22 protein-coding genes and 1 pseudogene are annotated in these 23,948 nt (G+C 56.6%); 15 read left to right on the forward strand and 8 right to left on the reverse strand.

The window, feature by feature from the left end:
• Positions 1–112: 112 nt before the first annotated feature.
• The 5 genes and pseudogenes from ACLIBF_RS06005 (at position 113) to ACLIBF_RS06025 (ending at position 4,798) form a co-directional block, all read left to right on the forward strand.
• Positions 113–718 carry a DsrE family protein gene (locus ACLIBF_RS06005; RefSeq protein WP_089561682.1) on the forward strand — a complete coding sequence of 202 codons (606 nt, stop codon included), beginning with the start codon at positions 113–115 and terminating at the stop codon, positions 716–718.
• Between the two features lie 35 nt (positions 719–753).
• Positions 754–1,362: a DsrE family protein gene (locus ACLIBF_RS06010; protein WP_046288176.1), complete on the forward strand. Its 609-nt coding sequence runs from the start codon at positions 754–756 to the stop codon at positions 1,360–1,362.
• Positions 1,363–1,485: 123 nt separating this feature from the next.
• Positions 1,486–1,738, forward strand: a pseudogene (locus ACLIBF_RS06015) (GntR family transcriptional regulator); the annotation flags it as partial.
• A gap of 347 nt (positions 1,739–2,085) precedes the next feature.
• Complete coding sequence (locus ACLIBF_RS06020) at positions 2,086–3,654, forward strand: sensor domain-containing diguanylate cyclase (protein ID WP_448309481.1); 1,569 nt, start codon at positions 2,086–2,088, stop codon at positions 3,652–3,654.
• 85 nt (positions 3,655–3,739) lie between these two features.
• Positions 3,740–4,798, forward strand: coding sequence for an AI-2E family transporter (locus ACLIBF_RS06025; protein ID WP_069728719.1), 1,059 nt, complete (start codon positions 3,740–3,742; stop codon positions 4,796–4,798).
• Positions 4,799–4,839: 41 nt separating this feature from the next.
• On the opposite strand, the gene bcp is transcribed toward ACLIBF_RS06025, so the two are convergent.
• Both bcp and ACLIBF_RS06035 read right to left on the reverse strand, forming a co-directional pair.
• Entirely contained in the window at positions 4,840–5,307 is a 468-nt protein-coding gene (gene bcp / locus ACLIBF_RS06030) for a thioredoxin-dependent thiol peroxidase (RefSeq protein WP_031375386.1), read from the reverse strand.
• 159 nt (positions 5,308–5,466) lie between these two features.
• On the reverse strand, positions 5,467–6,048 hold the full coding sequence (locus ACLIBF_RS06035; RefSeq protein ID WP_046288177.1) for a glycine cleavage system transcriptional repressor: 582 nt from the start codon (positions 6,046–6,048) through the stop codon (positions 5,467–5,469).
• Positions 6,049–6,191: 143 nt separating this feature from the next.
• On the opposite strand from ACLIBF_RS06035, the gene dapA reads away from it, so the two are divergent.
• From dapA to ypfH, 6 genes are all read left to right on the forward strand, one after another.
• Complete coding sequence (gene dapA, locus ACLIBF_RS06040; protein ID WP_031375388.1) at positions 6,192–7,070, forward strand: 4-hydroxy-tetrahydrodipicolinate synthase; 879 nt, start codon at positions 6,192–6,194, stop codon at positions 7,068–7,070.
• A gap of 14 nt (positions 7,071–7,084) precedes the next feature.
• Positions 7,085–8,116, forward strand: coding sequence for an outer membrane protein assembly factor BamC (gene bamC / locus ACLIBF_RS06045; protein WP_031375389.1), 1,032 nt, complete (start codon positions 7,085–7,087; stop codon positions 8,114–8,116).
• Positions 8,117–8,261: 145 nt separating this feature from the next.
• On the forward strand, positions 8,262–8,975 hold the full coding sequence (gene purC / locus ACLIBF_RS06050; RefSeq protein WP_069728720.1) for a phosphoribosylaminoimidazolesuccinocarboxamide synthase: 714 nt from the start codon (positions 8,262–8,264) through the stop codon (positions 8,973–8,975).
• Positions 8,976–9,101: 126 nt separating this feature from the next.
• The gene (gene ypfJ, locus ACLIBF_RS06055) at positions 9,102–9,971 is read left to right on the forward strand and encodes a KPN_02809 family neutral zinc metallopeptidase (protein ID WP_031375391.1); all 870 of its coding nucleotides are present in this window, start codon (positions 9,102–9,104) and stop codon (positions 9,969–9,971) included.
• A complete protein-coding gene (locus tag ACLIBF_RS06060) occupies positions 9,968–11,935 on the forward strand; it encodes a tRNA(Met) cytidine acetyltransferase TmcA (RefSeq protein WP_425028361.1) in 1,968 nt (655 codons plus the stop codon). The genes ypfJ and ACLIBF_RS06060 overlap by 4 nt, the downstream gene beginning before the upstream one ends.
• A 73-nt stretch (positions 11,936–12,008) precedes the next feature.
• Positions 12,009–12,689 (forward strand): esterase, encoded by a 681-nt coding sequence (ypfH, locus tag ACLIBF_RS06065; protein ID WP_069728722.1) that lies wholly within the window; start codon positions 12,009–12,011, stop codon positions 12,687–12,689.
• A gap of 31 nt (positions 12,690–12,720) precedes the next feature.
• Here the strand turns inward: ypfH and ACLIBF_RS06070 are convergent, their stop codons facing one another.
• The 3 genes from ACLIBF_RS06070 to ACLIBF_RS06080 are packed head-to-tail and all read right to left on the reverse strand — an operon-like array spanning position 12,721 to position 14,429.
• Positions 12,721–12,909, reverse strand: coding sequence for a YpfN family protein (locus ACLIBF_RS06070; protein WP_031375834.1), 189 nt, complete (start codon positions 12,907–12,909; stop codon positions 12,721–12,723).
• Between the two features lie 22 nt (positions 12,910–12,931).
• A complete protein-coding gene (gene dapE / locus ACLIBF_RS06075; protein ID WP_069728723.1) occupies positions 12,932–14,059 on the reverse strand; it encodes a succinyl-diaminopimelate desuccinylase in 1,128 nt (375 codons plus the stop codon).
• 1 nt (position 14,060) lies between these two features.
• Positions 14,061–14,429 (reverse strand): ArsC family reductase, encoded by a 369-nt coding sequence (locus ACLIBF_RS06080; RefSeq protein WP_031375836.1) that lies wholly within the window; start codon positions 14,427–14,429, stop codon positions 14,061–14,063.
• Positions 14,430–14,831: 402 nt separating this feature from the next.
• Between ACLIBF_RS06080 and ypfM the strand changes: the two genes are divergently transcribed.
• Positions 14,832–14,894 carry a protein YpfM gene (ypfM, locus tag ACLIBF_RS06085; RefSeq protein WP_139015967.1) on the forward strand — a complete coding sequence of 21 codons (63 nt, stop codon included), beginning with the start codon at positions 14,832–14,834 and terminating at the stop codon, positions 14,892–14,894.
• A gap of 127 nt (positions 14,895–15,021) precedes the next feature.
• On the opposite strand, the gene acrD is transcribed toward ypfM, so the two are convergent.
• The 3 genes from acrD to narQ form a co-directional block, all read right to left on the reverse strand.
• Positions 15,022–18,138 carry a multidrug efflux RND transporter permease AcrD gene (gene acrD / locus ACLIBF_RS06090; RefSeq protein WP_031375838.1) on the reverse strand — a complete coding sequence of 1,039 codons (3,117 nt, stop codon included), beginning with the start codon at positions 18,136–18,138 and terminating at the stop codon, positions 15,022–15,024.
• 171 nt (positions 18,139–18,309) lie between these two features.
• Positions 18,310–18,942, reverse strand: a complete 633-nt coding sequence (locus ACLIBF_RS06095) for a response regulator (protein WP_031375839.1) — start codon at positions 18,940–18,942, stop codon at positions 18,310–18,312.
• Positions 18,943–19,100: 158 nt separating this feature from the next.
• Positions 19,101–20,789 (reverse strand): nitrate/nitrite two-component system sensor histidine kinase NarQ, encoded by a 1,689-nt coding sequence (narQ, locus tag ACLIBF_RS06100; RefSeq protein ID WP_046288179.1) that lies wholly within the window; start codon positions 20,787–20,789, stop codon positions 19,101–19,103.
• A gap of 254 nt (positions 20,790–21,043) precedes the next feature.
• On the opposite strand from narQ, the gene ACLIBF_RS06105 reads away from it, so the two are divergent.
• From ACLIBF_RS06105 to nudK, 3 genes are all read left to right on the forward strand, one after another.
• Complete coding sequence (locus tag ACLIBF_RS06105) at positions 21,044–21,316, forward strand: YdgH/BhsA/McbA-like domain containing protein (RefSeq protein WP_031375840.1); 273 nt, start codon at positions 21,044–21,046, stop codon at positions 21,314–21,316.
• Between the two features lie 281 nt (positions 21,317–21,597).
• Entirely contained in the window at positions 21,598–23,094 is a 1,497-nt protein-coding gene (gene ansP / locus ACLIBF_RS06110; RefSeq protein WP_031375841.1) for an L-asparagine permease, read from the forward strand.
• Between the two features lie 143 nt (positions 23,095–23,237).
• Entirely contained in the window at positions 23,238–23,816 is a 579-nt protein-coding gene (nudK, locus tag ACLIBF_RS06115) for a GDP-mannose pyrophosphatase NudK (RefSeq protein WP_031375842.1), read from the forward strand.
• Positions 23,817–23,948 lie beyond the last annotated feature (132 nt).

Genomic DNA, 23,948 nt, shown 5'->3' on the forward strand with positions numbered 1-23,948 from the left:
TCTGAGCTGACACACATTTACGCAGGCGCTGAATATCGATGCGCTGTGATATAGATATTGCCCCGATTCAGAATATGGATCTGTAGCGCGTTATTTGCCGGAGAGGAGTGTTATGCGTTCAGCGGTTTCTTACGTGTTAATTGCCATTATGGGTGGTGTGGTCGGCGCGGTTGTCACACAAAGCGGCACTCTTTATGACAAAGTCGCGCAGCATTTTTCGTCTGAGCCGCAGGAGCCTGAAGGTTTCTGGAGTACGCCAGCGATTGAAGGTTATGGCAAAATTCATTATGAGGCCGACGCCGCTTTTAAACCGGTGGCGGGGTTGAGCAATAAAATCGTTTTCCAGATTACCCGTAGCGACGGAGCGATGACTGCGCCCAATCTGGGGCTGGAGCGGGTCGCGCGGGTGGTGAATCTCTATATTGCCTCAGGCGTTCCGGCTGACCAGCTGAAATTTGTGGTCTCAGTGACCGGTGACGCCACCCCGGCGATGCTGGATAACGCCCATTTCAGGCAGTTCTATGGCATTGATAATCCGAACCTGAAATTGATCGATGAGCTAAATAAAACGGGCGTAAAAGTATCGGTCTGCGATCAGTCGGTGGCCTTCCATCACTATCCCAATAACTGGATTGATAAATCGGTCGTGCATGCGCTTTCCAGTCCGACCACGGTATCGACCCTGCAAAATCAGGGTTACGCGTGGCTGGCAATGTAATTAATACCTTGTCTAAAACATCAGGAGAATAAGTGATGCGTCCAGCAGCCTTTATTGTGGTCGCCGCCGTGGCGGGGTTTATTGGTGGTAATGTTTTACAGTTGCCGGAATTATTCGATAAGGTCAGTGGCAAAGTGGCGGATAATAAAACCCAGCCGGCTGATTTCTGGAGCACCCCAGCCATTGAAGGCTACGGAAAAATACATTATGTCGATACGCCAGCCTTTAAACCGGGCACAACGCCAGGCCTGAGCAATAAAATTGTTTTCCAGATCAACCGCAGTGAAGGCGATATTCGCCAGCCGAACCTGGGTCTGGAGCGGGTTGCTCGCGTCACTAACCTCTATTATGCGGCGGGCGTCCCGCTCGACCAGCTGAAATTCGTGGTATCGATTAACAGCGATGCGGTCCCGGCTGCCTTAAACAATGCGCAATTTCATAAAGCCTATGGCGTCGACAATCCGAACCTTAAATTGATCAGTGAACTGAAAAAAGCCGGTGTTGAAGTGTCGATTTGCGATCAGTCGGTGGCGTTCCATCAGCTAGAGCGCGAATGGATTGACCCGATGGTCACCCACACCATCTCCAGCGGCACCACCGTCGCCACGCTGCAAAATGAAGGGTACGCTTTCCTGATGCTGTGATCCTGACAGCGGCGACACCGCCGCTGTTCTCTTTTCGTCAGGTTCCCACCCTGCCTCTGTCGTATCATGCCGTTAGCTTCCGCCTCAATGAGATCGATCTCATCGACGGTAAGCGAGGGCGTGATGACCGATTTATGCCGTGTAGCCACGCTGGCGGGCGTTTCGCGCGACACCGCCGCACGCGCCTTTTCTACTCCTCCTCTGCTGAACCCCGACACGCTGCACAAGGAGCTGGCCGCCTCAGCGTAACCCGGATTACGCCCGCATCATATTGTCCGTCAGTTACGACTCAGTACCTCACCACGTTGTGGAGGTTGCTGCCTTCGCTGCTTCATCCGGTATTGCCCGGCAATTACAGGCGATAGAGCAGCTGGCCGGCGTATCACATCAGGTGGTGCTGGAGCTGCAACCTGACGACCCGGCCCACTTCGTGCTGGAACCACCCCGATTTCTGCTGCAGCGCTGGCAGCCGGGGCAGCGGATGGTGCCGCATTAGTACGCCATTGACCGCTTTTCTGGGTTGTGGCCGTTTTATAATCAGCAGGAATTAATCGATTAGGGCCAGGTAAATTTGAATTTAGTCCACTGTCGGCGGCCTTAAACCTGCTCAAATCCTCCGCCAGGGTGTAGACTTACGCCCGGAATCACCAGGGTAACCGGCACACGCTAAAAACAATAATCGGGCACGTAAGACATGATTTTTTCTCCTGCGGCGGCAACGCCATGCTAAGGCGTTTTCGGCCCAAAACCGATCTACGCAATCTAATCGCACTGCTGGTTATGGTCAGCATCGTTATTACGCTTGCCAATACGCTCTACGCGACCTGGCGGGTACAGCGTCAGGTACTGATTGAAAGTACCCTTGAGGCTAATCGCGCTTATGCCGCTAAACTGGCCTCCACCAGCGAGATTTTCTTCCAGCTGGCGCAGTCACAGCTGCATTACAGCGCTAACCAACTCAGTGATAATTTTAATAACGAGACGCTGCTGCAAAACGAAGTCAACCGCCTGCGCGAGCAGACCACCAGTTTTAACTCGGTGGCGGTGGTGGATGAGCAGGGGATAGTAAAAGCCATCTCGCCGGAGTCGCTGACGCTGAAAGGGATGCATCTGACCAGCGAAGCATCACGCGAAGCGCTGGAGATGCGCCAGCCGATCATCAGTAAACCCACTCTTTCTGCAGCGAACAACTTACTGGTATTTGTCTCCTGGCCAATCTGGAGCCACGAAGGCGACTATCTGGGCTATGTCGGCGGCACCATCTATCTGAAGAAAAAGAGCATTCTGAATGCGCTGCTGGGCGAGCAGTTTTATCGCGATGGCACCAGCGTCTACGTGCTCGACAGCAATAATCAGGTGCTCTATCACCAGAATCGCCAGCTGATTGGCAAAATGCTGCCCGCCATCATCGGGCCGCGTGAGGATCAAAACAATGGCTCGCTAATGCTCTCGCAGTCGGGTGAGGTTAAGCAGCTGGCGGGGTATGCCGTGGTGCCGACCACCGGCTGGATGGTGGTGGCGCTCAAGCCGATTAACGTCACGCTGAAGCCGCTCTCCGGCCTGTTGCTCAAGGTGCTGAAAAATTCCGTGCCGTTTGCGCTGCTGACTCTGCTGGTGGCGGTGGTGCTGGCCCGGCTGATTGCGCTGCCGCTGTGGCAACTGGCCCGTAAAGCCAGCCGGATGGATGCACAGGGTGTGTCAATGGAGATTGGCGGCATCAGTGCCTGGTATTTTGAGGCCGCTCAGGTCAAACGCGCACTGCTGACCGGCATTGGTCTGGTGCAGGACAAAATTGGCCGACTCAACTCGGAAGCGCAAACCGATCCGCTGACCCAGTTGCTGAACCGTCGCGGCCTCAACGCGGTGCTGGACTATTACCAGACGCTGCGCCAGCCGTTTTCGGTGCTGGCGCTGGATATCGATCACTTTAAAAACGTCAACGATAGCTGGGGACACGACGTCGGCGATCGGGTGATCCAGCAGGTGGCGAGTACCCTGCGGGCCAGCGCGCGCCAGTCCGACGTGGTTTGCCGCAACGGCGGAGAGGAGTTCCTGATGCTGCTGCCGGGCACCCCGCTGGAAGAGGCGTTGATCATTGCGGAGCGGGTACGGCTCGGCATTGCCGAAGCCTGGCTTACCGACGTTGGCCGCATCACCTTATCAATTGGCGTCTCGGCATGGAACGGTCAGCAGGATGTGTCGCTGGAAGCCAGCTTAAAGCAGGCGGATGCCGCGCTGTATCAGGCGAAAAACAGCGGACGTAACTGCGTGATTGCAGCACCCGTCAGCTAACCGCGCGCCAGCAGGCAACGCCCTTTTCAGGCTGCTCATATCAGGTACAATCGTCCTCCTTTTTTGCTGTATTGGATCGGAAGTTATGCTGGCTTTATTATTTCAATGGTACAAACGCCGCTTCAGCGATCCGCAGGCTATTGCCCTGCTGGTGATCCTGCTGGCGGGCTTCTGCATCCTGTTTTTCTTAAGCGATCTGCTGGCACCGCTGCTGCTGGCCGTGGTGCTGGCCTATCTGCTGGAATGGCCAACGGCGCGACTGCAGCGCGTTGGCTGCAGCCGAAGCTGGGCCACCTCAATTGTGCTGGTGCTGTTCGCCGGTATTCTGCTGGTGATGGTGCTGATTGTGGCGCCGGTCGCCTGGCAACAGGGCATCAATCTGACCCGCGACCTGCCCAACATGCTCAACAAGCTCTACCTGTTTTCCGCCGGGCTGCCGAAGCGTTTTCCGGCGCTGATGGATGCCGGCATCATCGATCTGATTGCGGAGAACCTGCGTAGCCGGCTGAGCGGCGTCGGCGATTCGCTGGTCCGCTACTCTCTGGCGTCGCTGGTCGGCCTGATGACGCTGATGATCTATCTGGTACTGGTGCCGCTGATGGTGTTCTTCCTGTTAAAGGATAAAGAACAGATGCTGAACGCGGTGCGCCGGGTGTTGCCACGCAATCGCGGTCTGGCTGGGGTAGTGTGGCTGGAGATGAATCAGCAAATCACCAACTATATTCGCGGCAAGGTGCTGGAGATGGTGGTGGTCGGCATCGCCAGCTGGCTGGCCTTCCTGTTTCTCGGCCTCAACTATGCGCTCCTGCTGGCGGTACTGGTGGGGATTTCGGTGTTAATTCCCTATATCGGCGCGATGCTGGTTACCGTGCCGGTAATCTGCGTAGGACTGTTTCAGTGGGGGATGGGCAGCGAATTCTGGACCATGTTTATCGTCTATCTGGTGATTCAGGCGCTGGATGGCAACATTCTGGTGCCGATTCTGTTCTCAGAAGCGGTTAATCTGCATCCACTGGTGATTATCTTATCGGTGGTGATTTTTGGCGGGCTATGGGGATTCTGGGGCGTGTTCTTTGCCATTCCACTGGCGACGCTGGTCAAAGCGGTGGTGCATGCCTGGCCGGACGAGCACCGGACGGCGTAATAAGCCGGGCGCGGCGAGTAAACTGCCGCGCCCGACAGACATCAGGCGGACTTAACGTAATCCAGCACGATGTCGTGGTGATTTGAGGTTTTGAAGTTATCGAATACCTTTTCCACCTTGCCATCCGCATCCAGCAGGAAGCTGATGCGATGGATGCCGTCATAGGTTTTACCCATAAAGGTCTTTTCACCCCAGACGCCAAATGCCTTACAGACCTCATGATCTTCATCCGACAGCAGGGTGAAATTCAGCAGCTCTTTTTCGACAAAGCGTGACAGTTTTTCCGGTTTGTCAGTGCTGATGCCCAGCACCTCGACACCCGCTTTTTTCAACTCATCCATATTGTCACGCAGACCACACGCCTGGACGGTGCAGCCAGGCGTCATCGCCTTCGGATAGAAATACACCAGAACGCGCTGTCCCTGGAAGTCGGTCAAATTAACCTGTTCGCCGTCCTGATCGGGCAAGCTAAATTTCGGTGCGGTATCACCGGCTTTCAGTGGATTCATCACATCTCTCCATTTTTTTATTCAGGCTGTCGGTAATACACCATCCGGCCGGAAACTGCCAAACGGAAAATTACCATCAGGGGGTATTTCACCACATAGCCGGGCACGTTTCGGTGACAGTAATGTGGAGAAATAGCTCCGGTATTGTGACCTGCGCCGTTAGCGTGCCGGGCTGATGGCTTCACTGCTGTCGGCATCCGACGCGCTGTAAAGACGCAGCGAACCCTGGGCATTCAGCTCCTGACACAGCGTATTAAAAGCCTGCTCAAACGACGTGCCTTCGGTACGCGTTGGACTGTGGGCCGTCATTTGAATATAGAGCGTTGGGGGTAAATCGTGTTGCCCCGGCGTAATTCGTGACACCAGTTCGGCAACGTTCATCTGATGTTTATCGATCAGATCGGTAAAGCGCTCAATGATGTGCGGCGAATCCGCCACCTCAACCTGAATAAACGCGGTATCCGGCATCGGCGGACGCTGACGGGCATTGGTGCGCTTCATGACGATCAGCAGTTCCAGTTCGGCACCTTTCAGCGGCAGAGTGGATTCAATCAGCGTAATGGCGTTCCAGCTACCGGATAGCAGCATGATAAAGGTGAACTCATCCCCAAGCATGGCGAGACGGCTATCTTCGATATTGCAACCGCAGCTGCTGACGTGTCGGGTGATGGTATTGACGATACCCGGACGGTCAACACCGAGCGCGGTGATCACCAGATGATGGGGCTGAGATTGCGGCAAAATGGCTTTTCCTGTGCATTCGCTAATAACCATAAGGTAAACATAAAAAAAACTGCTGACAAGCGCGGGAATAGCGTGGCTTGCTTGCTTTTCCCTAAGTGTAAAACGTACCATGAAGCACTTGTTTGTCGAGGGGATCGCCAATGTTTACGGGAAGTATTGTTGCACTCGTTACGCCAATGGATGACAAAGGTAATGTCTGCCGTGCGAGTCTGAAAAAACTGATTGATTATCATGTCGCCAGCGGCACCGCGGCGATTGTTTCCGTCGGCACCACAGGCGAATCGGCCACGCTGAGCCATGAAGAACACGGCGATGTGGTGATGCTGACCTTGGAGCTGGCCGATGGCCGGATCCCGGTGATCGCCGGAACCGGGGCGAATGCCACCGCAGAAGGCATCTCTCTGACTAAACGTTTCGAACACTCCGGCGTTGTCGGCTGCCTGACCGTCACGCCGTATTACAACCGTCCGACGCAGGAAGGATTGTTCCAGCACTTTAAAGCCATCGCCGACAGCACCAGCCTGCCGCAAATGCTGTATAACGTACCCTCGCGCACCGGTTGTGACATGCTGCCGGAAACCGTTGCCCGTCTGGCTGAAATAAAAAATATTATCGGAATCAAAGAGGCAACCGGGAACTTATCGCGGGTTAGTCAGATCCAAGAGCTGGTTAATGAAGAGTTCATTCTGGTGAGTGGCGACGACGCTACCGCACTGGACTTTATGCAACTGGGCGGCAAAGGCGTCATTTCGGTGACTGCGAACGTGGCCGCGCGCGAAATGGCCGAGCTGTGCACACTGGCGCAGCAGGGCAATTTCGTCGAGGCTCGCCGCCTGAATCAGCGTCTGATGCATCTGCACCAGACGCTTTTCTGTGAACCCAATCCTATCCCGGTAAAATGGGCTGCGAAACAGCTAGGATTAATCGCTAACGACACGCTGCGTCTGCCAATGACGCCACTGACTGCAGCCGGCCAGCCGAAAGTGGAGCAGGCGCTGGTGAAAGCGGGTTTGCGATAATTTAGGGAGTTTGAATGAATTACTCAGTAAAGCGGTCAACGGTAGCTACCGTGGTGGGGCTTTCCACCCTGATGCTGTTGTCGGCCTGTTCGAGCGACCAGCGCTATAAGCGCCAGGTCAGCGGTGATGAATCTTACCTGCAAGCCAGCGAATTACATGAACTGAAAGCCCCTGCCGGAATGATCCTGCCGGTTCAGCGTGGTGATTTTGACGTACCGCGCACCAGCAGTCAGGCGCCGACCGGCAAGCAGCTCGATATCCGTCCACCGGCCCAGCCACTGGCGCTGCTGAACGGTACGCGCGCGCAATACAGCAATAATACCGGCGCGTTGATGATTGAGAACAGCCGTGGCTCCGTCTGGTCGCAGGTGGTTAATGTGGTGCAGTCTTACAAATTCCCGATTGCTTCACGCAATGACGCGGGACAGCAGCTGACCACTGACTGGGTGCAGTGGAACCGGGCTGATGAAGACCAGCAGTACCGTGGCCGCTACCAGATCAGCGTACAGTCGCAGAGCTATCAGCAGCTGCTGACGGTTCGTCTGCTGGAACTGCAACAGGATGGCAAAACCATCACTTCGCCGGCGCAAATCCAGCGTTATACCGCGCAGATGCTCAACGACATCAGCACCGGTCTGGATAAGATCGAAACCGCCAGCGAAAACGCCGCTTCAGGTCGGGTGAATGGTGCGATTGATGTGCAGAGTGGCGCAGATGATACCGGCTTGCCGTTGCTGATCCTGCGTACGCCTTACAACGTGGCGTGGCAGCGTCTGCCAGAGGCGATGAAACGCGTCGGCATGGAAGTGACGGACACCACCCGTTCAACCGGCAGCATGAAGGTGACCTATAAATCACCGGGCAGCAGCAGCTGGGATGAAGTGGGCGCGAAAGATCCGGAATTGCCAAACGGTGATTACAAAGTGCAGGTCGGCGATCTTGATAACCGTACCAGCCTGCAGTTCATCGATCCGAAAGGGCATGTGCTGACCCAGTCGCAAAATGATGCGCTGGTGGCGGTGTTCCAGGGCGCGCTGAACAAATAAAGTGATTAACGGCCGGAGATTCTCCGGCCTTTTTATTTTGTTTTTGGCATAATAGCGCGCGGCGAAGTAATCGATTGCGTCCCGCCAATCGCCGCAGCGGCACAGGCCGTTGAACACCCGTTATTTCAAGTCTGGAGTTAACAAGATGCAAAAGCGAGCTGAGTTGTATCGCGGTAAAGCGAAAACCGTATACAGCACCGACAATCCGGATCTGCTGATACTCGAATTCCGCAACGATACGTCAGCCGGTGACGGCGCCCGAATCGAGCAGTTTGATCGCAAAGGAATGGTAAACAACAAGTTTAACCATTTCATCATGACTAAATTGCAGGAAGCGGGTATCCCGACCCAGATGGAAGCGCTGCTGTCTGATAACGAAGCGCTGGTGAAGAAGCTGGAGATGGTGCCGGTTGAGTGTGTCGTCCGCAACCGTGCCGCGGGTTCACTGGTTAAGCGTCTGGGCGTGGAAGAGGGGATGGTGCTGAATCCACCGCTGTTCGATCTTTTCCTGAAAGATGATGCGAAACATGACCCGATGGTCAACGAATCCTACTGCGAAACCTTTGGCTGGGTCAGCAAAGAAAACCTGGCGCGGATGCAGGAACTGACCTTCAAAGCCAACGAAGTGCTGAGCAAGCTGTTTGATGACGCCGGCTTAATTCTGGTCGACTTCAAGCTGGAGTTTGGTCTGTTTAACGGCGAAGTGACGCTGGGCGATGAGTTCTCGCCAGACGGCGCGCGCCTGTGGGACAAACAGACGCTGGATAAAATGGACAAAGACCGTTTCCGCCAGAGCCTGGGTGGCGTGGTTGAAGCCTATGAAGCGGTTGCCCAGCGACTGGGCGTGAAGCTCGACTAAGTCGCGCCGTACCGCAGAAAAAGGAGAGCCCCGGCTCTCCTTTTTTCATTTTGGCATAAAGCTGGTGATTGCCCCGGCACACAACTAAAATCATGCCATCTGAGTAAACCGCTAAGGGAGTACAGCATGCGCTGGCAAGGGCGTCGCGAAAGCGACAATGTAGAGGACCGTCGCGATCAATCATCCGGTTTTGGTGGAGGAGGCCGCCAGATTCGTCTGCCGCGCGGCAAAGGCGGGATTGTTCTGCTGATTGTGGTGGCGGTGGCCGGCTATTATGGCTATGACCTGACCGCCTTACTGACCGGCGGTGAAGTAGCACCGACCAGTCAGCAACAGCAGCGTAGCGTCAGTCCGAATGAGGATGAAGCGGCGAAATTTACCAAAGTGATGCTGGCGACCACCGAAGATACCTGGGGGAAACTGTTCCAGCAGATGAACAAACAGTATGTCGCGCCGAAGCTGGTGATGTATCGCGGTGCCACCCGCACCGGCTGCGGTACCGGCCAGTCAGTGATGGGGCCGTTCTACTGTCCTGCCGATCAGACGGTTTATATCGATCTCTCGTTTTATGATGAGATGAAAACCAAACTCGGTGCCGGTGGTGACTTTGCCCAGGGCTATGTGATTGCGCATGAAGTGGGCCATCACGTCCAGAAACTGTTGGGTATCGAACCGAAAGTTCGCGAAATGCAGCAGGGTGCCAGCCAGACTCAGGTAAACCAGCTGTCGGTCAAAATGGAGTTACAGGCTGACTGCTTTGCTGGCGTCTGGGGACACTATATGCAGCAGGAAAATATCCTTGAGGTTGGCGATCTGCAGGAAGCCCTGAATGCCGCTGAGGCGATTGGCGACGATCGACTGCAGCAAAAAAGTCAGGGGCGCGTAGTGCCGGACAGCTTTACCCACGGCACCTCGCAGCAGCGATACAGCTGGTTCAAGCGCGGCTTTGATGGTGGCAATCCGGGACAGTGCAACACCTTCGCCAGTAACCAGTGACCCTGCAACGCCTCACCGCACAGATGCAGCAGGCCGGGATTCGACGGCTGGCGGTGATCAGCGGCGATCCGGCGTGGTGCCTGATGCGGGCGACGGCGTGGCGTGATGCGCTGGCGGGTGACTGGCTGACGCTAAGCGACAACGCACTGTTTCCCGGTCCGCACTGCGTGCCGGGGACGGTGCGCACCCTGCTGGGACGCGAATTTCATCATGCGATTTTCGATGCCCGGCAGGGCTTCCATGCTGAAGCCTTCGCCGCGCTGGCCGGCACCTTAACCGCCGGTAGCTGGCTGCTGCTGCTGGTCCCGCCCTGGGACCGGTGGCTGCAACAACCTGATGCTGATAGCCTGCGCTGGGCGGACGTCGCCGAGCCGATCGCCACGCCACGCTTCGTTGATCATCTGCAACAGCAGATTCTGAACGATGCAGAAGTGCTGCTGGAGCAGCAGCATCAGCCTTGTCGTTTTCCGCCGCACACAGACTGGCCACAGTGGCAGTGTCGGGCACCGCAACAGCAGCAGGCGGTGCTGGCGCAGTTGCTGGCGCTGCCGTCAGGCGTGGCGGTGCTGACTGCCGCCCGCGGACGCGGAAAGTCGGCACTGGCGGGCATGCTGGCGGGCCAGCAGGGAAACTGTCTGGTGACCGCGCCGGCCAGGGCGTCCACCGGGGTACTGGCCGCGTTTGCCGGCGTTCATTTTCATTTTATGGCCCCGGATGCGCTACTGGCGCTGATGCCGCCGCCGCCCGCTGCCTGGCTGATTATTGATGAAGCCGCCGCCATTCCCGCGCCGTTGTTGCAGGCGCTGATCAGTCGTTTTCCCCGGGTATTACTCACCACCACGGTGCAGGGTTACGAAGGCAGCGGACGCGGTTTTATCCTGAAATTTTGCGCCGGACTGCCGCAGGTTCGCTATTTCACCCTCGATGAACCACTCCGCTGGTCGCGCAGCGATCCGCTGGAACGCTGGCTCAACCAGGCGCTGCTGTTTGACGATGCTGCTGCCGTCGCGCCGTCATCCTCAGCCATTCCGCATCGGGCGTCGCGCAACGATTTTACGGCGTTGCAGGCGGCCTATCGGCTGCTGACCAGCGCCCATTACCGCACCTCTCCGCTTGATTTACGCCGTCTGCTGGATGCGCCCGGCATGCAGCTGTGGCTGGCGGGTGACGCGTTAGCGTTGCAGGGCGCGTTATGGCTGGTGGAAGAGGGCGGGCTTGATGCTTCCCTGGCAGAGGCGGTATGGGCCGGCACCCGTCGGCCGCGTGGCAATCTGGTGGCTCAGTCGCTGGCGGCGCACGCCGGATTCGCTGAAGCGGCAACGTTACGCTCACTGCGCATCAGCCGCATTGCCGTGGCGGCGGAGAGTCGTCGTCGTGGCATCGGTCAGCAGCTGGTGGCGGCAGCCCGTCACGCCGCCGCGGATTACGACTATCTTTCTGTCAGCTTCGGCTACACTGAATCTCTTTGGGCTTTCTGGCGCAGCTGTGGTTTTACCCTGGTGCGCATCGGCAGCCAGCGTGAAGCCAGTAGCGGCTGCTACGCCGCAATGGCAATGCTGGCCAGTTCTGATGCCGGTGAGACGTTACAGCGGCGGGCTGCACACCAGCTGGCCCGTGACTGGCCGGTGCTGCGTCAGCATATCGCGCTGGAGCCGGACATCACTGCGTGCCGTGTGGCAGGTTTCACGCCGCAGGATGCCCGACTGGCGGCCGGTTTTGCCTGGGCGCAGCGGCCACTGGAGGCCAGTTTGCCGGTGTTGCAGCGACTGGCTGGGGTCTCTGCTCAGCCGCTACCGCTGATCGAGGCTGCTATCGCTGCTCCTGATGCGCTGACTGCACTGGCGCGGCAGGCGGGGCTGAGCGGCCGTAAAGCGTTAATTGCCGCACTGCGTCAGCAAGCCGCTATCGCACTTGAAACGCTGCAGGACGTTGATGCCGACGTCTTACGTCAGTCGTTGAAATAATTCGACCGGCGGCTTCAAATATTCCTCATATCATTCCGCGCCCGGCGGCGTAGAGTGACAACAGGAGGTCAACATGACACTGAAATATGTAATCGTTCAACAGCCTGCTACGGCGGCCCAGCTGTTCCTGCTTTATCACGGCGTGGGCGACAATCCGGATTCAATGGGCGAGATCGGCAGCTGGTTTGCCCGCACTTTTCCTGAAGCGCTGGTGGTTTCGGTAGGATCGCCTGCCGCTGGTCGTCAGTGGTTTACTGAAGCGGAATTACACGACCAGACGGTCCAGCAGCGGGTAGATGCCGCCATGCCGCAGTTTGTCGAGTCGGTCCGTCACTGGCAGCAGCAGAGTGGTGTCCGGGCGGAAGCTACGGCGCTGATCGGCTTTTCGCAGGGTGGCAGCATGGTGCTGGAAGGGGTAAAAGCCCATGCCGACCTGGCGGGGCGCGCGGTGGTGTTTAATGGCCGTTTCGTTACCCTGCCAGAGAAAGCCAGCACCCGTACCACGGTGCATCTGATCCACGGCGATTATGATGAGCAGATCCCGCTGCATCATGCGCAACAGGCAGAGCAACGACTGACGGCATTAGGCGGTGATGTGACGCTGGATATTGTCGATGATTTAGCCCACGCGATTGACCATCGCAGCATGGAGCTGGCGCTTAATCATCTGCGCTATACGGTACCGAAACGCTACTTTGATGAAGCGTTAAGCGGGGCGAAACCCGGTGATGATGATGTGATTGTGATGATGTAAAAATGCCCTCGCACGGCGAGGGCATCCGCGATTACTTTTTTTTCGGCCAGTCGTCGTCATCGTCCCATTTATCGTTAAAATCACGATGCGGCGGCAGGTCCGGTTTGTTATCCATAAATTTTTTGTGATCGATGCGTTTCAGATCTTTATACACATTCATCAGCACGCCAACCATCAGCAGGATCACCAGGATCCACCAGTAGTCTTTAATAAACTCCATTTCCCGCTCCTTAATATCGCACTCAGGCGATCAGTTGTTCCATGATGCGTTGATACATCCGGCTCAGCATCTGCAGGTCGGAGGCTTTCACACACTCATTGATTTTATGAATGGTGGCATTCACCGGACCCAGTTCTACTACCTGCGCACCCATCCGGGCGATAAACCGGCCATCAGAGGTGCCGCCGGTCGTCAGCAGCTGCGGCTTAATCTCATTATAGTGCGCCACCGCTTTTACGACGGCATCGACCAGCTTACCGCGATCGGTCAGGAACGGCTGACCCGAGAGTTTCCACTCAATGGTGTAGCGCAGCTGATGACGATCCAGCAGTTCTGCAACCCGCTGACGGATCATCTCATCGGTCAGCTCAGTGCTGAAACGGAAGTTGAACTGCACGAACAGCTCGCCGGGGATGACGTTGTTGCTGCCGGTTCCGGCCTGTACGTTGGCAATCTGCATGCTGGTCGCCGGAAAGAAGGCATTGCCCTGGTCCCACTCGACGGCCACCAGTTCATTCAGCGCCGGCATCGCCCGATGCACCGGGTTATCGGCCAGATGGGGATAGGCGACATGACCCTGAACCCCATGCACCGTCAGATTCGCGGTGATCGAGCCGCGCCGGCCATTTTTCACTACGTCGCCCACCACTTCGGTACTGGACGGTTCGCCAACCAGGCAGTAATCAAGCCGTTCCTGGCGTGCCATCAGGCGCTCAACCACTTTAACGGTACCGTTAGCACCGCTGGCCTCTTCATCGGAAGTAATCAGAAACGCCAGCCGGCCTTTATGGTGAGGATGGACGGCGACAAAACGTTCGGCGGCCACCACCATCGCCGCCAGCGAGCCTTTCATATCGGCCGCGCCACGGCCAAACAGCATGCCGTCACGGATGGTGGGTTCAAAAGGAGGATTGATCCAGCGGCTGGCATCGCCCGCCGGGACCACATCGGTATGACCGGCAAACGCCAGCGTTTCGCCTTCACCACGGGTCGCCCAGAAATTCAGGGTGTCACCGATGTTCATGGTCTCGATGTGAAAGCCAATCGCCTGTAAGCGGGCGATCAGCAGAGCCTGACAGCCGGCATCATCGGGGCTGAGAGAGGGGCGACGAATAAGCTGTTGCGTCAGCTCAATGACCGGGCAAAACATATTATGACTTCTCCTGGATAGCATTCTGATAGGTCGTCTCACTAAAGCCGGCAAGCAAAGTGCCATCCGGAGTGCGTAACAGTGGGCGTTTAATCATCGCAGGCTGGGCCAGCATCAGCGCTTTGGCGCTGTCTGCATCGGTGACGGCCTCGCGCTCTGCCTCGGGCAATTTGCGCCAGGTGGTGCCGCGGGTGTTGAGCAGGGTGGTATAGCCCAGTGCATCAATAAATTCCTGCAGCTGCGCGTCACTCAGGCCATCAGCACGGTAGTCATGGAACCGATAGTCGATGCCAGCAGCCGTTAAAAAGCCCCGGGCTTTTTTTATCGTGTCGCAATTTTTAATCCCGTACATCACCCACTGCGCGCTCATTGCCTGATCCTTATTGTCCTGTGAAACGTTGAAGCTGAAAAAAGCAGCCAAAGCGCGAGTTTAGCATAGTGCGATCCGTTGCGGCATCTCACCAGGCGGGCCAGAGCTGTCAATAATCGTTACCGGCAGGCATCAGGTAAACGTTATCAATTTCAGCCGTAATCATTACCTGGCTTATCATTGGATAATTAAGAATTTCGCCATGTTGAGAAAATAAGCTACCGCTGGGGTTATCAATTAATAATTGCAGGCGGGTTAAGCAGTTGCTGAAATGTGCGTCAGCTACCAAATCCGATAAAACTCAGGTTTTATTCACCGCTGCCGATAGTGATAACAGGTGTAAACGTATTCACCTGATGAAAAAAAACGCGTAACATTGCCATCACAATAAGAGAGGGCATTATGATTGACACTGAAATGGGGAACTGGAAAGAATTTATCGAAGCGATGTTACGCAACAAGTAACACGTGACGAGAAAAGCAGGGCGCTTCCCCTCTTGCTGCAATTCTTACCACACACAGAAATAAGGCGGTCACTGATATCAGTGGCCGCTTTTTATTTCTGGCGCGACTCTCCGCTGAGTCAGCCTGCTTAATCGTGCGGTTTCTCTTTCAGCGGGAAACGACGGCGTACCAGCACGAAGAACAACGGTACGAAGAAGATCGCCAGCAGCGTGGCGGAGATCATGCCACCCATCACGCCGGTACCGACCGCATGCTGACTGCCGGAGCCGGCACCGCTGCTGATCGCCATCGGCAGTACCCCGAAGATAAAGGCCAGCGAGGTCATCAGAATCGGCCGCAGGCGCTGGCGGGCGGCCTCCAGCGTTGATGCCACCAGTTCGCCGCCTTTGCTGTTGATCTCATTGGCAAACTCAACAATCAGAATGGCGTTCTTGGCGGAGAGGCCCACCACCGTCAGCAACCCGACCTGGAAATAGACGTCATTCTCCAGCCCGCGCAGCCAGGTGGCAATCAGCGCGCCGACCACGCCGAGCGGGACCACCAGCATCACCGAGAACGGAATCGACCAGCTCTCATACAGCGCGGCGAGGCAGAGGAACACCACCAGCAGCGAAATAGCATACAGCGCCGGTGCCTGCGAGCCGGACAGACGCTCCTGGTACGAAGCGCCGCTCCACTGGAAGCCGACGCCCAGCGGTAAGGCGTTGACCAGTTTTTCCATCTCATCCATCGCGGTGCCGCTGCTGACGCCGTTGGCGGCTTCACCGACAATCTCCAGCGAGGAGTAACCGTTGTAGCGCTCAAGCCGGGGGGAACCGGTCTCCCAGTGGCTGGTGGCGAACGCGGAGAAGGGCACCATGCCGCCGCTGCTGTTGCGCACGTACCACTTATTGATATCGCCCGGCAGCATGCGGAATTCGGCTGCCGCCTGGACATAGACTTTTTTCACCCGGCCACGATCGAGGAAGTCATTCACATAGCTTGAGCCCCACGCGGTGGTCAGGGTGTCGTTGATGGTATCGAGCGAGACGCCCAGCGCCTGCGCTTTGCGCTCATCGACATCAATCTGTAACTGTGGGCTGTCATCGAGTCCGTTGTGGCGCACCCGCGATAACGATTTATCGCTGGCGGCCATCTCCAGTAGCTTATCGCGCATCGCCATTAACCGGGCATGGCCGAGCCCGGCATGATCCTGCAGCTGCAGGTCAAAGCCCGACGAACTGCCCATGCCAGTAATGGCCGGCGGACTGCTGGCGATCACCCGACCCTCTTTAATCTTCTGAAACGCTTTTGTGGCGCGATCGATAATCGCGAACGAGGTGCGATCGGCACCGGGACGATCTTCCCAGTTTTTCAGTCGGACAAACAGCCGCGCCACGTTCTGACCGTTACCGCCAGGCCCGGCGCCGATGGTCGAGAACACCGACAGCACATTGGCCTGTTCTTCGGTCAGATAGTAATTTTCGACTTTTGCCACCACGGCGGCAGTCTGCTCTAAGGTGGCACCGGCCGGAAGCTGGACCTGGGTCAGAAACACGCCGCGATCTTCCAGCGGCAGGAACGAAGTGGGCAGACGCAGAAACAGAAAGGCCATCAGGCCGATAAGCGCAAGATAGAGCAGCAGCCAGCGGCCGCCCTTACGCAGAATACCTGCCACGCCGTGCTGGTAGCGGTCCGCGTTTTTATTGAAGTGACGGTTGAACCAGCCGAAGAAGCCGCCACGCCCGTGCGACTCGCCGGGCTTCACCGGCTTGAGCAGCGTGGCGCACAGCGCGGGCGTCAGGATCATCGCCACCAGTACCGACAACACCATTGCCGACACAATGGTGATTGAGAACTGGCGATAAATGGCCCCGACCGTGCCGCCAAAAAAGGCCATCGGCACGAAGACTGCCGACAGCACCAGTGCGATACCGACCAGCGCGCCCTGAATCTGGCCCATCGATTTGCGTGTCGCGGCACGCGGCGACAATCCCTCTTCACTCATCAGGCGTTCAACGTTTTCCACCACCACGATGGCGTCATCCACCAGCAGGCCGATCGCCAGCACCATGGCGAACATCGTCAGGGTATTGATACTGAAACCGCAGGCGTAGAGCACGCTGAAGGTGCCAAACAGCACCACCGGGACGGCGATGGTGGGGATCAGCGTGGCGCGGAAGTTCTGCATAAACAGGTACATCACACCAAACACCAGCACAATCGCTTCCAGCAGCGTCTTCACCACATCGGTAATTGACGCTTTGACGAATGGCGAAGTTTCATAGGCGATTTTGGCTTCCAGCCCGTGCGGGAAATAGTGGGATAACTCCTCAATACGCGCCCGCACCAGCTTGTCGGTATTCATCTCATTGGCACCCGAGGCCAGTTTGACCCCCAGACCGGAAGCGGGCTGGCCATTATAGCGGCTGAGGTAGTCATATTTTTCGGCACCGAGCGCCACGCTGGCAACATCACCCAGCGTGACCACCGAGCCATCAGGATTGTTCTTCAGGGTAATCGCCCGGAACTGCTCCGGCGTCTGCAGCATCGACTGGGCATTCACCGTGGCGTTAAGCGCCTGCTTGTCTACCGATGGCAGGCCGCCAACCTGGCCGACGGCGACCTGGGCATTCTGCGATTCGATGGCGCTGACCACATCATCGGTGGTCAGGGAGTAGGCGATCAGCTTGTTGGGATCGAGCCAGATGCGCATCGCGTATTGTGAACCATAAGCATCTACCTGACCGACGCCATCAATGCGGCTTAGCGGATCCTGGATGTTACTGGCGACATAATCTGCAATATCCTGCTTATCCATGCTGCCGTCGGTCGAGACAAAGGCCACCATCAGAATGTTGCTGTCACCGGTTTTGTTGACCGTCACGCCCTGTGACTGCACTGCCTGGGGTAATTTACGCAGCGCGGATTGCAGCTGGTTTTGTACCTGCTGGCGCGCTTCATCCGGATCGGTGCCAGCGGTGAAGGTGAGGGTGATCTGCGCCTGGCCGGTGTTGCTGCTGTTGGATGACATGTACATCAGGTTATCGATGCCAGTCATATTCTGCTCGATCACCTGGGTAACGGTGTTCTCCAGCGTTTCGGCAGAGGCGCCAGGATAATTAGCGGTGATCCGCACGTTGGGCGGTGCCAGGTCGGGATACTGTTCAATAGGCAGCGAAATAATGGAAAGGGTGCCGCAAAGACACAGCAAAATCGCCAGAACCCATGCAAAGATGGGTCGGTCGATAAAGAAATTCGACATTAAATCGACACTCCTCAGTGCTTTTTTATCAGGAATGAGAGCCCAGGAAAGGGTGCACCGGCAGAGCAACCGGATGATCTCTTCCACGATTTCCTGCCGACACTTACTCTACGTGCGGTCAATTAGAGAATCGTGGAGAAATTGTGGAGAAAGTGTAAATTCTCCGATTATTTAGCGATGGCGGCTTTCAAGCCAGAGCACGGTCGCGGCAACGCGCGAGCGCACATCCAGTTTACGCAACAGGTTGCGGATATGCACTTTTACCGTCTCTTCTGAGATATGCAGAATGGTGCCAATCTCTTTATTCGACAGACCGCGCGCCACCTCCTGCAGCACATCACGCTCACGCTCAGTCAGCTGGCGTAAAGGATCGGCGCTGTGCTGGCGATTGGCAAGATAACGGGCGACGCCTTCGCTGAACACTTTTTCGCCCTGGGAAGCTTGCAGAATCTGTCCCAGCAGGATCTCCGGCTCGCTGTCTTTCAGCAGATACCCATCGGCACCGGCATCCACCATGGTGAAAATATCACTGTGGGCGTCAGAGACGGTCAGCACCAGAATGCGCGAACTGATGCCTTCGTGGCGCAGGGCTTTAAGGGTATCCAGTCCCGACATGCCTTTCATATTCAGGTCGAGCAGGATCACATCCGGCTCATGCTGGCGAGCCTCTGCCAGCGCTTCCGTGCCGTTGTTGGCTTCTGCGATCACGACCAGCCGGGGATCGAGCGCCAGTAGCTGACGAATCCCCCGGCGCATCAGCGGATGATCGTCAACAATCATCAAAGTTAATGTGGGCTGTTGCATGTTCTTTTCCTTTCCCCGAACTGTTTCAGGCTGTTATGCGTGAAAGATGTCACCTGCTGCTGACACAGAATTCTGCGCCGCAGCGGCTCTGCTGTCGCCATTCGCCTGAAGCAGGCTGGCGATCGCTTATCAATAATCTGTTAACCCGCACCGGCACGCTATTCGAACTGACGCGCCGGACGCGGTGGAAATCGCAGTGCGACCTGGGTGCCGCGTGGCTGGGCGCTGATGCTGAGCTTGCCGTCTAAGCGCTGCGCGCGCTCCGCCATAATGGTCAGTCCGTAGTGGCCTGGCGGTTCATCGGTGTTGCTGATGCCAACGCCGTCATCGGTAATCGTCAGTAAGTGCTCACCCTGTTCGGTGTGCTGATAATCAATGCTGATGCACTGCGCGCTGGCGTGACGAATCGCATTCAGCAACGCTTCGCGGGCGATCTGTAAAACATGGACCTGCTGCTGCGCTTCGAGACTCTCTAAGCCTGGCTGATAGTTGAAGAGAATCTGCGCGCCGGTCTGTTCCTGCAGCGAGGCGATCATCGCCTGCATCGCCGCCACCAGATCCGCCTGTTCGATGGTCAGGCGAAAGGTAGTCAGCAGTTCCCGTAACTGGCGATAGGCATCGGCCAGCGCCTGATCAAAGTCGGCAATGATGCCGTGGGCGGCGTGGTCAGATTTATCGACGGTCCGTCGCAGCAGCGTAAGCTGAATGCGCAAAAATGACAGCGACTGCGCCAGCGAATCGTGCAGTTCGCGAGCGATAGTGGTGCGTTCCTCAATCAGCAGCATCTGCTGATGCTGCTTCTGGGCCTGCCAGATCCAGATGGCGCGTCCCAGCATCGCCGCCAGGCTGCGCATTAACTCATCCGCCGGGGCAGGGGCGCGCGCCCGCCAGCGCAGTTCGCCAATCTGCTGGTCGCCCTGCTGCAACGGCAGTCGTTGCCAGTCCGTGGTGGCATCACATTCACCGGCATGAAAATGAAACTGGTCGCTGTCGAGCCGAATCGCCGTCAGTTTCTCGCGGGTCAGGACATTATTGAGCACCGCTTCAAACAGGGCCGGATGCAGCGGGCTGGCGGTCAGCATCTGTGAGCTGTCGTACAGCAGCGACAGTGTGCGGTTGGCCTGAGTAAGATCTTCGGTTTTGGCGCGCACCGTGCTTTCCAGCAGCTGATAGTGTGAATGCAGACGGGTCGCCATGCCGCTAAACGCTTGCGACAGCACCTTTAGTTCGTTCTGCTGCTCCACCCTGAGCGGCGGAAAATCAAAATTGCCGCTCTCAACATAGCGGCTGGCGGTGACCAGCGCATTGAGCGGGCGCACCACCTGCTGCCGGGTGAACCGAATAGTCAGCAGCGCCAGCGCCACAATGGCGATGACCCCGGCCAGGCTGCTGGCCGCTACCAGCCGCATTTTCAGTTCAGCATAGCGCTGCAAGCCCAGCACGAAACGGTCGATCTCGCCGACGTAAAGCGGTACCTGCTGTTGATAAGCCAGCGCATCACCCTGTTCCAGCCGCTGCTGCAATGACGGCCAGCCTGCGCGTAACCGCTGGTAGAGCAGCTTAACTTCGCGCGGCACCCAGGGGCGATCCAGCTTTTGCAGCACCGGAGCGTCGAGCGTCTGCCGGAACAGCACCAGATGTTGAGGCAGCTGCTGTGGCTGACTGCTGGCATCCCAGGCCATACGGTAACTTTGCATCCGCAGCGATCCCGCCAGATTGATCGCTTCGGCATCACGCTGGCTACTGAAGAGGGTGACCAGCGCCAGACCGGTGGTCAGCAGTGAAAGCAGCACGATGGCGCTTAACGCCTGCGCAATGCTGTGGGTAACGGAACGTTTAACAATCACATCAATAGCCCTGTAGGGAGTGCGGGATTATAAGAGAGCGGTGGCACAACGCAAAGTCCCAATACCCTGTTTATTACACAAGCCGTTACATAATGTACATAAAATGACCGCAACTGACCGTTCCCAGGAACGCACAGACAAAGGCGTTTAAAAAATAACCAGCTTTACGCCCGGCAGAGGTTGCCTTTCATTGCAGCGTTAATAATTCATCCAGTCATTAAAACACTCGCGGATCACATTTTAAGGAGCATCTGATGAAAAGACTGAATGCAGTTCTGGCTGGTGCCCTGCTGGCTACCGCCTCATTTTCAACCTTCGCTGCGCTGCCGGTTGACCGTGACCAGGCGCAGAGTATGCAGAGCATCGGCAACGTTTCCGTCTCTAATGTCCGTGGCTCACTGGATGATGCGAATCGCCAGCTGTCACAAAAAGCGGAAGAGATGGGCGCCAGCCACTATCGCGTTATCGGTGTCGACAACCCGGGTGACTCCAGCCTGTGGACCGGTACCGCAGAAATCTACCGCTAATCCCACCCTCCCGGTTTCCATCCCTGTAGCTTTTACCGGCCCGTTTGCGGCCGGTTTTTTTGTTTTTGTGCATCAGAACCGATTCTTACAAATCAACCCGTGCAGCCTCCCACTATATTTTGCTTCGTTCTTGCAGAACGGGTAGGATTCATCGCCGTTAATTCCCGCGCTGCTTTCGCTAACTCACAGGCAGACGCACAGAGGAAAATACCCCATTTCGCATGGCATAACGCAATCGTTTGGATGTACTGCGACTGATGGTCAGGACAAACAGGAAAGCTATGAAATCGAATAAAAAATCTGCGGCCGAGATGCGCGCTGCAAAAAGACGCTGGCTTAATTCGCACGACAGCGGCTATCAAAAGGCGATGGGCAACCGTCACGTACAGATGATTGCTATCGGCGGCGCCATCGGCACCGGTCTGTTCCTGGGGGCCGGTGGCCGTCTGCAGGCGGCCGGACCGGCGCTGGCTATCATCTATCTGGTGTGCGGCATCTTCTCCTTCTTTATCCTGCGTGCCCTGGGCGAACTGGTATTACATCGCCCCAGCAGCGGCAGCTTCGTCTCCTATGCCCGTGAATTCCTCGGTGAAAAAGCGTCATACGTCGCAGGCTGGATGTATTTCGTGAACTGGGCCATGACCGGTATCGTCGACATCACCGCCGTCGCGCTCTACATGCACTACTGGGGCGCGTTTGGCGATGTGCCACAGTGGGTCTTCGCGCTTGGCGCGCTGGCCATCGTAGGCACCATGAACATGATTGGCGTGAAGTGGTTCGCCGAGATGGAGTTCTGGTTCGCGCTGGTCAAAGTGCTGGCGATTGTGCTGTTTCTGGTGGTGGGCGTGGTGTTCCTCGGCACCGGCAAACCGCTGGATGGCAACAGTACCGGTTTCCATCTGATTAGTGACAACGGCGGCCTGTTCCCGCATGGCTTACTGCCGGCGCTGGTACTGATTCAGGGGGTGGTATTTGCCTTCGCCTCGATTGAGCTGGTCGGCACTGCGGCCGGCGAATGTAAAGACCCGAAAACCATGCTGCCAAAAGCGATCAATAGCGTGATCTGGCGTATCGGCCTGTTCTATGTCGGGTCGGTGGTGCTGCTGGTGATGCTGCTGCCGTGGAATGCCTATCAGGCAGGTCAGAGTCCGTTTGTGACCTTCTTCTCGAAGCTGGGCGTGCCTTACATTGGCAGCATCATGAATATCGTGGTACTGAGCGCGGCGCTCTCCAGCCTGAACTCCGGCCTTTACTCGACCGGACGTATTCTGCGTTCCATGTCGATGGGCGGATCGGCACCAAAATTCATGTCAAAGATGAACGGTCAGCAGGTGCCTTATGCCGGTATTCTGGTCACCATCGGCGTCTACGTGATTGGCGTGGTGCTTAACTACTATGTGCCTTCGCAGGTATTCGAGATTGTCCTGAACGTCGCTTCGCTGGGAATTATCTCTTCCTGGGCATTTATTGTGGTATGCCAGCTGCGCCTACGTAAGGCGATCAAAGAAGGCAAAGCGGATGACGTCAGCTTTAAGCTGCCAGGCGCGCCGTTTACCTCGTGGCTGACGCTGCTGTTCCTGTTCAGCGTGCTGGTGTTGATGGCGTTTGATTATCCGAACGGCACCTACACTATCGCCTCAATCCCGCTGATTGCGGTGATTCTGGTGCTGGGCTGGTTTGGGGTCCGTAAGCGCGTCAGCGCTATTGCGGAAACCGAACACGATCACCATGAAGAAGAGCCGAAGCCAGCCCGACTGGCAGATGAAAGCTCGCACTAATCTCAGCGCGTCGTGAATAAGCCAGCCTGCGGGCTGGCTTTTTATTGCCGTTTATCCAGCGCGGCGGCAGGCGAATTCAGATAGTTTTCCCGGCGGCTTCATCCTATGATGGCAGACTCCCTTTATGCTGTAGCGGAGCGCGCATGTCGTTTAAGATCAATGTCATCAAAGATAAGTTGCTGTCTGATAACTGGTTTGTGCTACGCAACTTCACCTATGAAATCACCGACCGGCGTGACAAAGTGATTCGCCACAAACGCGAAGTCTACGATCGCGGCAACGGGGCGACTATCCTGCTGTATAACCGCGAAAAGAACAACGTGGTGCTGACGCGTCAGTTCCGCATCGCCACCTACGTCAACGGTAACCACAGCGGCATGCTGATCGAAGCCTGCGCTGGCTTACTCGACGACGATTCACCCGAAGATTGCATTCGCAAAGAGGCGATTGAAGAGACCGGTTATGCGGTAGGCGAGGTAGAAAAACTCTATGCCTGCTACATGTCGCCGGGCGGAGTGACCGAGCTTATCCACTTTTTCGCTGCTGAGTATAATGAATCGCTGCGCGACAATGCGGGCGGCGGGGTTGAGGATGAATCGATCGAGGTGCTGGAGATCGCTTTTCCTGAGGCGCTGGCGATGGTCAAAGATGGCCGCATCTGCGACGGTAAAACCGTGATGTTGTTACAGCATGCGCAGTTAGCGGGCTGGTTAAAGCCGTAACGCGCGCAGCGAACCGATCCGATTTTATCCTGAGTAGCGGTGGCTGATGCGTTACTTTTCACTGAACCATGGCTGCTTTTTAAGCAGTTAATCGCGCTTTCTGGACGGGTTCACAGAATGCGGCCGCCGTCG

Source organism: Pantoea sp. PGP6 (genome assembly GCF_053474785.1).